The 9,262-nt window shown below is 63.8% G+C and carries 9 protein-coding genes; 3 read left to right on the forward strand and 6 right to left on the reverse strand.

Translation table 11 applies throughout. From position 1 onward, the window contains the following. Positions 1-30 precede the first annotated feature (30 nt). Positions 31-333 carry a hypothetical protein gene (locus tag GTP45_RS01315; RefSeq protein ID WP_161012081.1) on the forward strand — a complete coding sequence of 101 codons (303 nt, stop codon included), beginning with the start codon at positions 31-33 and terminating at the stop codon, positions 331-333. On the opposite strand, the gene GTP45_RS01320 is transcribed toward GTP45_RS01315, so the two are convergent. The 4 genes from GTP45_RS01320 to GTP45_RS01335 are packed head-to-tail and all read right to left on the reverse strand — an operon-like array spanning position 330 to position 5,384. Then, positions 330-2,633, reverse strand: coding sequence for a putative bifunctional diguanylate cyclase/phosphodiesterase (locus GTP45_RS01320; RefSeq protein WP_161012082.1), 2,304 nt, complete (start codon positions 2,631-2,633; stop codon positions 330-332). The two genes, GTP45_RS01315 and GTP45_RS01320, sit on opposite strands and share 4 nt — an antisense overlap. Next, on the reverse strand, positions 2,630-3,826 hold the full coding sequence (pncB, locus tag GTP45_RS01325; RefSeq protein WP_161012083.1) for a nicotinate phosphoribosyltransferase: 1,197 nt from the start codon (positions 3,824-3,826) through the stop codon (positions 2,630-2,632). Before pncB ends, GTP45_RS01320 begins: the two co-directional genes overlap by 4 nt. Continuing rightward, a complete protein-coding gene (locus GTP45_RS01330; RefSeq protein ID WP_161012084.1) occupies positions 3,823-4,719 on the reverse strand; it encodes a cysteine hydrolase family protein in 897 nt (298 codons plus the stop codon). Before GTP45_RS01330 ends, pncB begins: the two co-directional genes overlap by 4 nt. 53 nt (positions 4,720-4,772) lie before the next feature. After that, the gene (locus GTP45_RS01335; RefSeq protein ID WP_161012085.1) at positions 4,773-5,384 is read right to left on the reverse strand and encodes an FMN-dependent NADH-azoreductase; all 612 of its coding nucleotides are present in this window, start codon (positions 5,382-5,384) and stop codon (positions 4,773-4,775) included. A gap of 101 nt (positions 5,385-5,485) precedes the next feature. On the opposite strand from GTP45_RS01335, the gene GTP45_RS01340 reads away from it, so the two are divergent. Beyond that, positions 5,486-6,541, forward strand: coding sequence for a LysR family transcriptional regulator (locus GTP45_RS01340; protein ID WP_161012086.1), 1,056 nt, complete (start codon positions 5,486-5,488; stop codon positions 6,539-6,541). 1 nt (position 6,542) lies between these two features. Here GTP45_RS01340 and GTP45_RS01345 read toward each other — a convergent pair whose 3' ends face one another. Continuing rightward, positions 6,543-7,448: a DnaJ C-terminal domain-containing protein gene (locus tag GTP45_RS01345; RefSeq protein ID WP_161012087.1), complete on the reverse strand. Its 906-nt coding sequence runs from the start codon at positions 7,446-7,448 to the stop codon at positions 6,543-6,545. A gap of 1 nt (position 7,449) precedes the next feature. Beyond that, on the reverse strand, positions 7,450-7,767 hold the full coding sequence (locus GTP45_RS01350; protein ID WP_161012088.1) for a beta/gamma crystallin-related protein: 318 nt from the start codon (positions 7,765-7,767) through the stop codon (positions 7,450-7,452). Between the two features lie 100 nt (positions 7,768-7,867). Between GTP45_RS01350 and GTP45_RS01355 the strand changes: the two genes are divergently transcribed. Beyond that, positions 7,868-9,244, forward strand: a complete 1,377-nt coding sequence (locus tag GTP45_RS01355) for an MATE family efflux transporter (protein WP_161012089.1) — start codon at positions 7,868-7,870, stop codon at positions 9,242-9,244. Positions 9,245-9,262: the final 18 nt, after the last annotated feature.

Raw genomic sequence — 9,262 nt, forward strand, 5'->3', positions numbered from 1 at the left:
ACGCACCATGCGTCTCAGCAGGAGGCCATCATGACCCGCACCATCCACCGTAATTTTGAGCAATTGTCCGATGCCGAGAGCGCCCGCAGCGCCTTGCTCTCCAGCGGTTTCCCGCAGTCCAGCGTCAAGCTGACCAAGCACACCGCCCTGCCGCCCAGCGTGGCGACCAGCGCGGTCGGCAATTTGCTGGACTCGCTCACGCCGGGCGGGCCGGCCGCCGCAGCCGCCGCGCGCCAGCGCACCGGCGCCATGCTGACCGTCGACATCTATGATGATGACGACCGCGACAAGGCCGACACCATCATGGGCGGCTACGGCGCCCGCGACGCTTAACTGACCAGCGCCGCCTCGTCGTCGTCCGCGTCACAATCGGCGCCGCCGCACTGGCGTTGCAGCCAGTCGCCGGCATCGGCCACGCTCAGCGGCCGCGCATAGAAGAAACCTTGCAAGGCGTGACAGCCCGCGTCACGCGCGGCGATCGCTTGCTCCAGGGTTTCGATGCCCTCGGCCACCACCTGCAATTCCAGCGCCGAGGCCAGGCGGCAAATCGCCGTCACCACGGCCACCGCATCCGGCGCGGGCAACGGGGAGATCAGGCCGCGGTCAATTTTCAAGGTACTCAGCGGCAGCTCGCGCAACATGCTGAGCGAAGAGAAACCGGTGCCGAAATCATCCATCGCCACCTCCACGCCCAGCGCGCGCAGCTGCTGCAACTGGTGCTGCGTGTCGGCCAGGTTATCGACCGCCGCGCTCTCGGTAATTTCCAGCGTCAGGCTGGACGGCGGAATGCCGCTCTCGCGCAGCAAGCGCTCCACCAGCTGCGGGAAGCCTTGGTTCAGCAACTGCATCGGCGACACATTGACCGCCACCGGCAGGCAATCGCCATACGCCAGCCGCCACGCGGCAATCTGATGGCAAGCGCGCTCCAGCAGCATCGCGCCCAACTCAGGAATCAAACCAGTCCGCTCGGCAATCGCGATAAAGTCCACCGGGCTCACCAGGCCGATGCCGGGACGCTGCCAGCGCGCCAGCGCCTCGAAGCCCAGCAGCTTGCCGCTGGCCGCATCCACCTTGGGCTGGTAATCGAGATAGACTTCCTGGTTGCGGATCCCCTTGCGCAGCGCCTGCTCGGTATCGAGCGCACTACGCGAAACCTGTTCAAAGCGCCGCTCGGCCAGTGCCAGCGAGGTGCCGGGAATGCGCTTGGCCTGGTACATGGCAGCGTTGGCAGCACGCAGCAGCGCCTCGGCATTTCCTGCATGCTCAGGGAACAGCGCCATGCCCATCGACGCATCGATCACATACTCGCCGCCGGCCAGCTTGATCGCCCGCGCACACGCCGCTTGCAGGCGCGCCGCGATATCGCGCGCACCGTCCGTATCGCCGTCGGGATCGACGATGGCAAACTCGTCGCCGCCCAGCCGCATCAACTCGGCGCGCGCGCCCAGCACGTCCCTTAGCTGCGCCGCAAACGCCTTCAACACCTGGTCGCCGACCACGTGGCCCTGACTCTGGTTGAACAGCTTGAAGCGGTCGATATTCAGCACCACCAGCGTGCAGTGCAGCCCGGCGTCAGCGCGATAGCAGTATTCCTTGAGCCGCTGCATCAGCACCGTGCGGTTCGGCAGCCCAGTCAATTTATCGTGCGTGGCTTGGTGCAGCAACTCGCGTGCGCTGGCGTTGCGCTCAGTGTCATCGGTAATCAGAATCTGGGTGGCCGGCGCGCCGTCCCACTCGATCCGCCATGCCTCGAAGCGCAGCTCCAATTCGCGCCCGCCTGCCACTTCGCGCCGCCCTTCCCAGTTCGCCGTTTCGGTTTCGCCGGTTTGCAGCTGGCGATGGTAGCGTTGCAGCAGTTCGTCGCTAAATGATTGCGGCGGCAGATCGGCAAACGCCACGTAGCGGCCGAGGCCCAGCGGCATGCCGTAAATCTGCCGTACCGCCGGATTGGCGTACAGGATGCGCGCGCCATCCGTCACCACCACGCCCTGCACCGAGTGTTCGGTCAATTGCTGGAAGCGGGTCGCCAGCTTGCCGGCCTCGCGCAGCGCGCCGTCCAGCGCCGACAAGCCGAACACCGCGCCGATCAAGGTTCGCAGCAAGGTAGCGATAACGATGTTGAGCGCCAGCGCCTGCTCGCCATAGGCCAGCAGCAGCAGTTGGTTCAGTCCCAGCGCGATCAGCAGCACACCGACCAAGCGCACGCCGGGCGCGGTGCGCCAGAGCCAGTACACGGCCAGCGTGCCCACCGAGGTCAGCACGCTCATGTTGAACAGCGCCCAGCACAGCAGCTTGGCGTTATTTTGCGGCAGCAGCAAGGCGGCCAGCGCCAGCGCAATAATGAGCGCGGCCGCCCCTTGCGGCAGGCGGCGGCCCGACAGCTGCATCACGCCGGAAGCGAGGAATAGCAAGTTCGGAATCGCGCCCAGCACCACCAGCGGCAAGCCGGCGCCTTGCCACGGCGCCGGTGCGCCGGTGTGCACCAGATAGCCGAGCGGCAGCAGCGCGGCAAACAGCGTCGAGCAGCCCATGTCGCGCGCGAAGGTTTGCGCGCGGTGGCGCCGCCACACCAGCAGCAGCGCCGCGCCAACCACCGTGTAGATGCCCGCGTTCAGCAGGAACAGCTCGGTCATGGCACCGCGGGATGGTTGAACACCTGGCGCAAGTAGGCCAGGAAGGTCTGGTCCCTGCAAACAGTCTTGCCGGGTGAGTCGGACAGTTTGGCCACCGACTGGCCATTGCAGCACACCAGCTTCATGACGATATTGAGCGGCGCCAGTCCGACGTCGTTGGTCAAGTGCGTGCCGATGCCGAAGCCGGTCATGATGCGGTCGGCAAAGTGGCGGTACAGCGCAATCGCGCTATCGAGGTTGAGGCCGTCCGAGAATACCAGCCGCTTGGTCTTGGGATCGATGCGCAGCGCGCCGTAGTGGGCGATGGCTTTCTCGCCCCACACCACGGGATCACCGGAATCATGGCGCAGGCCGTCGAACAGCTTGGCGAAGTAGAGGTCGAAGTCGTCGAGGAAGGCGTCCATGCCCACCACGTCGGTCAGCGCCACGCCGAGGTCGCCGCGATATTCCTGCACCCACGCTTCCAGCGAGGCCTTTTGAAAATCGCGCAGGCGCACGCCGAAGGCCTGGAATGATTGCATGTACTCATGCGCCATGGTGCCGATCGGGATCAAGCCGAACTGCATCGCTTGATAAACGTTGGAGGTACCTTTGAAATATTCGGGCACCTCGCGCGCTAGGCGCTGCACCACCTCGTCATGCCACGCAGCCGAGTAGCGGCGGCGCGTGCCGAAGTCGGAAAACTCGAACGGGAAGCGGCGCGCCGGCTCGGCGCTGAAGGCTTTCAGCTTGGCGATCTTGGCGCTGAGGCGCGCACGCCCTTCGACCAAGGCGGCTTCGGCGTCAAAGCGGCGGAAGTACAGTTCATTGACGATGTAGAGCACGTAAATTTCAAAGCCCATCACGTGCACTTGCGGGCCGCCGGCGTGGATCAGCAGCGTGTCGCCCTCGGTGCGCACCTCGATGAACTTGCGCTGGAAGCGGAACACGGTTAGGAAGTCGACGAAATCGCTTTTCATGTAGCGCAGCGAACGCAGGTAGCTGAGCTCGGCATCGCTGAAACTCATCGAGCACAGATGATCAAGCTCGCGCTCCACCTCTTCCTTCAATTCCGCCAGCGGGAAAGCCGGCGTGTTGCGGCACACGAATTCGTACTCGGTGTGCGAGTTCGGATGGCCATGCAGCAGCGCCTGCCACATGGTGAATTTGTACAGATCCGTCTCCAGCAGGCTACGGACGATGGGCTGCTTCATGCGTGTCCTTCAGTGCGGCCGGCGTTCTCCAGCAGTTCAGGCAATACGTCGGCCGATTGCATCAGCTGCACGCCGCGCGCCTGCATCGCTTGCAGGAAGGCCTGGTATTGCGGCGCAAAGCCGGTCACCGGGCTGATGCAGTCGGTCACCAGCACCAGCTTGGCCAGCGAGGCTGCGCCGTACTCGGCTTCAAAATAATCGGCGATGTGTTCGACCGTGGCTTTGACGCAGTGGCTACCGGCCTCGCCCGCCACGTAAATGCGGTCGGCCTCGGCCAGCGCGCGCACGAATTTAAAGTTGAACTGGGTGTCGGGATCATCGGCATCGGGCACCTCGGCTTGCACTGCCGAATAGTGTTCCGTCCACGGATTGGAGCCCTTGGCCAGCTTGGCGACGATGCCCAACGACGCTTCTTCCCAGTGGCCGTATGCGGCGTGCACGTCGGCGTGCACGTTGTTGCCCCAGCTGCCGATCTCGCAGTGCACCGGCCACACCATCAGCTTGTAGCGGCCTGCCGCTTCCAGCTTGTCGAGGTAGTTCAGCGCCAGCGGCAAAGCGGCGGGATGGCGCGGCGTGTAGCGTTGCGCGCGTACGTCGGCGGCGGTAATTTCAGTGAAGGGAGCGACGGGAGCGCCATCAGCCGCGATCCAGAAGGTCGGGTGGGCGATGTCGAAACGGTGATGCGAATCGAGCGTGATGCTGATCGCGGTAAGACCGGCGCGGCCCCGGTTAATCAGGCCGGCAAGGCGTAGCATGTCTTGATGTGCACCCGGTACTGGCAGGGCCGGCGCGAGTGGCTGGCGGCTGACTGGGTCTAGCGGGCGGTAGGTTTCCGGCAGATCGCAAAAGTCGTTTTGCGGATCGATCACCAAGAGATGCAGGTTGCGTTTCATGGAGGCTCCATTGCTGTAAGCCTCCATGATACCGCACGAGACGTGACTATTGCTTAGGCAGCAATCGCCTCGATTTGCGCACGGCTCTTGGCCAGTGCTGCTGCAACAGCGTCGTCGCCCATTGCCACGCCTTCAGCAACCACGAAGGTCACGTCGGTCATGCCGAGGAAGCCCAGTACCGAACGCAGGTAGGTGGTGGTGTGGTCGTAAGCGGCGGCTGGGCCTTCGCTGTACGCGCCGCCGGTGGCAACGAATACGATCACTTTCTTGCCGTGTACCAGGCCTTCAGGGCCGTTGGCGCCGTATTGGAAGGTGCGGCCAGCGCGGGCAACGTGGTCGATCCAGGCTTTCAGGCCCGAGGTCACGGAGAAGTTGTACATCGGCGCGCCGATGACGATGGTGTCGGCAGCCAGCAGCTCGTCAACCAGGACGTCCGAAGTCTTGATGGTGAAGGCTTGCTCGGCGTTGCGCTGCTCGGCCGGGGTGAAGTAAGCGCCCAGCATTTGCTCGGTCAGGTGCGGCACTGGATTGGTCGCTACGTCGCGGGTCACCACGGTGGTGGTCGCGTCGGCGGCTTTCAGTTTAGCGATGAATTCTGCGCCCAGTTGACGGGTCAGGGAGCCGGTGCTGCGCACGCTGCTGTCGATGTGAAGTACTTTTGCCATGATGCTGTGTCCTTTCGGTGAGGGAATGGCTGCATCATAAAACGATTATAATATCGATGAAACGTGGTTTATTTAAATGTTATCTATCGATAAAATCGATTATGAGAGATCCCGGCCTTCCCTCCCTCGACCAGTTGCGCGTGTTCATTGCTGTCATTGACCATGGCGGTTTTGCCCATGCGGCGCGCGCCTTGCACCGTACCCAGTCGGTGATTAGTTACACAATTGCCAATCTTGAGGAGCAGCTCAATGTGGCACTGCTCGACCGCAGCAAGCGCAAGCCGACCTTAACCGAGGCCGGCAAAGCCTTGCTGGCCGATGCGCGCGCCGTGTCGCTCAAGGTCGATGGCATGCGGGCGCGGGCCAAGGCCTTGTCGGCAGGGCTGGAGGCCGAGGTGTCGCTAGTGGTGGACGTGATGTTCTCGACCTGCAAACTGGTGCGCATTCTGCACGCGTTTCAGAAGGAATTTCCGACCGTGTCGATGCGTTTGCGCACCGAGGCGCTGGGCGCGGTGACGCAGCTGGTGGCCGACGGCACCTGCCGCATCGGTATCAGCGGCTGGATGCCGGGCACGCCGGACGTGATCGAGCGGCAGGCGTGCGGTTTCGTGACTATGGTGCCGGTGGTGGCGCCCGGCCATCCGCTGGCGCAGATCGAAGGCATCGTGCCGACAGGCGTGCTGCGCGAACATACCCAGCTGGTGCTGACGGATCGCAGCACACTGACGCAGGGGCAGGATTTTGGCGTGCTGGCCTTGCGCGATTGGCGCCTGGGCGATCTCAGCTCCAAGCATGCGCTGCTGCGCAACGGCATCGGCTGGGGCAATATGCCGCTGGAGTTTGTGCAGTGGGATTTGGATGCGGGCCGCCTCGTGCAGCTGCAAATTCCCGAGGGCAGCGAATTCAGCTTCCCTCTGTACGTGATTCGCCGTGGCGACGAAGAACCGGGGCCGGCTACGCGCTGGCTGATGGAGCAATTCCTGGAGCTCGACCAGCCAGGCCTGGACTTGACGGAAGAGGAGCGCGCAGCCGCCGCCGAGCACTGTCTGCCGGCACATGGCTACCACCAGTTGACCGATCGCCTGCCGGCGCCGCCGCAACCGAACGCGCCGTCCGGCGTTGCTGTAGCCGCGCCAATCTCGCTGCGGCCGCGCTAAGCTAAGCGCGCGGGTTGAAGGCCATCTCGCGCGCCATGGTTTGATACAGCTCGCGCTGCCGGTCGCTATTGGCCGGCGGCAGCACCACTTCGAGCAGCAGGTACAAATCACCGGCCTCCTTGCCCGGGATGCCGCGCCCGCGCAGGCGCAGCTTGCGGCCGCTTTGCGAACCGGCCGGCACCGTCACATGCACCTTGCCCGACGGCGTCGTCACCTCGATCTCGCCGCCCAACGCCAGTTCCCACGGCGCCACCGGCACGGTCTGATACACGTCGCGCCCTTCCGTGCGATAGCGCGGATGCGGCGTGAACTGAATCTCCAGGTACAGATCACCCGGCCCGGCCGCGCCGGGCTGCCCTTGTCCCGACAGCCGCAGTTGCTGGCCCTCCGTCACGCCGGCGGGAATCGTCACGCTCAGATTGCGCTCGCGCGTGAAAATGCGATCCTGGGCATCGCGCTCGGCCACCGTCAAGCTCACGGTACGGGTTGCGCCGTTGTAGGCGTCGGCCAAATCGATACGGATACTGGCATGGCTATCCTCGCCGCGCCGCGGCGGCGCGCGCCGGCGTCCGCCGAGATTGGCAAACAAATCAGCAAAGAAATCGCTGTTCATCGGGTCGCCGGCACCAGCGCCGCCAAAGCCGCGTCCCCAATCCGGCGGCGGACGGAACTCCTGGCCGGCGCGATACTGATGGCCGCGTCCCAGCTCATCGTAAGCAGCACGCTTTTCCGCATCGCCCAGCACGCCGTAAGCCTCGTTGATCTCCTGCGTCTTGCGCTGGGCATCAGGCTCCTTGCTCAAATCCGGGTGATACTTGCGTACCAGCTTGCGATAAGCCTTCTTGATGTCATCGTCGGACGCAGTCTTGGCCACGCCGAGAGTTTGGTAGTAGTCCTTGTATTCCACGCTATTTGGCTTTCTTCGGTTCCACTTCGCGCACTGAGGAAATCATGTCATTGAATCCCTTCAGCTCGGCGTACTCGCCCTCTTTCAACACCATGCATTTGCCTTTGTAATGCTTTTCCGCGCACACCTCCCACGACCCCTTGTGCACCACCACGCTGGAGGTCTTGTCGTTAAAGCCTTGCTGATCCAGATCCGGCGCAGCCTCGTGCAGCGTGATCGCCGGGCCACCCAAGTGGGCGCGCGTGTACAGCGTGATGTCGCCGGCACTGGCAGCCACGCAGGTGGCGCCAAGCACAGCGGCGGCAAGCAGTTTATGCATGGACTGTCTCCGAAGGGTGAGCCCGCATCATAACGCGCAAATATGTTAGCAACACAGTAAAATTGTACGTTTCTGTAACGCTATTTAACGCGCCCCCATTATGCCGCACACCTTCACTTTGCCCAACGTCCGCCGCGAAATCGCCTCCCTGTGGCAACTCGCGTGGCCGGTGCTGATCGGTCAGTTGGCCAATGTCGGCATGGGCGTGGCCGACGTCGCCATGACTGGCCATGCCAGCGCCGACGAACTGGCAGCCGTGTCGCTGGGCGCTTCGGTGTGGGGCATCATTCTGGTCACCGTGACCGGCATCATGATGGCCGTTAACAGCATCGTCGCACATGATGTCGGTGCAGGCGCGCTCGATAAGGTGCCGCACACCGTGCGCCAGGCACTGTGGAGCAGTCTCGGCGTGGGATTGGCGGCGGCGCTGCTGGCCAATGTGGCGACGCTGGTGTTCGACTACCTCTACCTCGGGCCGCACGTGCAGCACCAGGCAACGCTGTTCGTGCACATCATCAGCATCGGCCTGGTGCCGCTGGCCGCCTACCGTGCGCTGTACGGCTACAGCACCAGCATCAACCAGACCAAGCCGGTGATGGTGATCGCCTTGCTGGGTCTGGCCTTCAACGTGCTGGTCAACTGGCTGCTGATCTTCGGCCACTTCGGCCTGCCGAAAATGGGCGGCGTCGGCTGCGCAGTCGCTACCGGCTTGTGCATGTGGCTGATGCTGGGCGCAATGCTGCTGTGGATCCGCTTCGCGCCGGCCTACCGCGAGACCTACCCGTTCACGCACTGGGAATGGCCGCACTGGCCGGAGATACGCTCCACCCTGCGCCTCGGCCTGCCGATCGGCGTGACCTACTTTGCCGAAGTCAGCGCATTTGGCGCGGTGAGCCTGCTGGTGGCGCGTTACGGCGTGGTGGAAGTATCGGCGCACCAGATTGCGCTCAACTTTAGTTCACTTACTTTCATGGTGCCGCTGAGTTTTGGCATCGCGCTGATTACCCGCGTCGGCCAGGCCATGGGCGAAGGCGATGCGGTGCGTGCGCGTTTCGTGGCGTGGGTCGGCGTGGGCATGTCGCTGGCGTTTGGCTTGCTGTCGGCGTTGCTGATGGTGGCGTTCCGCCAGCAAATCGCTGCAGCCTACACTTCCGACCTTGCGGTGCAGGCGCTGTGCGTCTATCTGCTGCTGTTTGCCGCGCTGTTCCAATTGTTCGATGCCACCCAAGTGGCGGCGTCAAGCGCGATTCGCGGCTACAAGGTCACGCGCGCGCCGATGCAAATCCAGCTGCTGGCGTTCTGGGGCTTTGCGCTGCCGCTGGGCTGCTGGCTGGGATTGGGCCACGATATGGCGGCGGCCGGCTTCTGGATCGGCCTGACCATCGGCCTGACCGTGGCGGCGATTTTGCTGAGCTGGTCGCTGCAACGGCTGTCGCAGCAGCGGGTGGCCGAAGGAAAAACGGTTTTGGGGCGCTGATTCCCAATCTTGCTGTCT

Source organism: Duganella rivi (genome assembly GCF_009857435.1).
Taxonomy (GTDB): Bacteria; Pseudomonadota; Gammaproteobacteria; order Burkholderiales; family Burkholderiaceae_D; genus Rugamonas; species Rugamonas rivi.

Coding starts and splice junctions, on each gene's coding strand:
- GTP45_RS01315 (WP_161012081.1), top strand. CDS start 31: ATGACCCGCACCATCCACCGTAATTTTGAGCAATTGTCCGATGCCGAG.
- GTP45_RS01320 (WP_161012082.1), bottom strand. CDS start 2,633: ATGACCGAGCTGTTCCTGCTGAACGCGGGCATCTACACGGTGGTTGGC.
- pncB (WP_161012083.1), bottom strand. CDS start 3,826: ATGAAGCAGCCCATCGTCCGTAGCCTGCTGGAGACGGATCTGTACAAA.
- GTP45_RS01330 (WP_161012084.1), bottom strand. CDS start 4,719: ATGAAACGCAACCTGCATCTCTTGGTGATCGATCCGCAAAACGACTTT.
- GTP45_RS01335 (WP_161012085.1), bottom strand. CDS start 5,384: ATGGCAAAAGTACTTCACATCGACAGCAGCGTGCGCAGCACCGGCTCC.
- GTP45_RS01340 (WP_161012086.1), top strand. CDS start 5,486: ATGAGAGATCCCGGCCTTCCCTCCCTCGACCAGTTGCGCGTGTTCATT.
- GTP45_RS01350 (WP_161012088.1), bottom strand. CDS start 7,767: ATGCATAAACTGCTTGCCGCCGCTGTGCTTGGCGCCACCTGCGTGGCT.
- GTP45_RS01355 (WP_161012089.1), top strand. CDS start 7,868: ATGCCGCACACCTTCACTTTGCCCAACGTCCGCCGCGAAATCGCCTCC.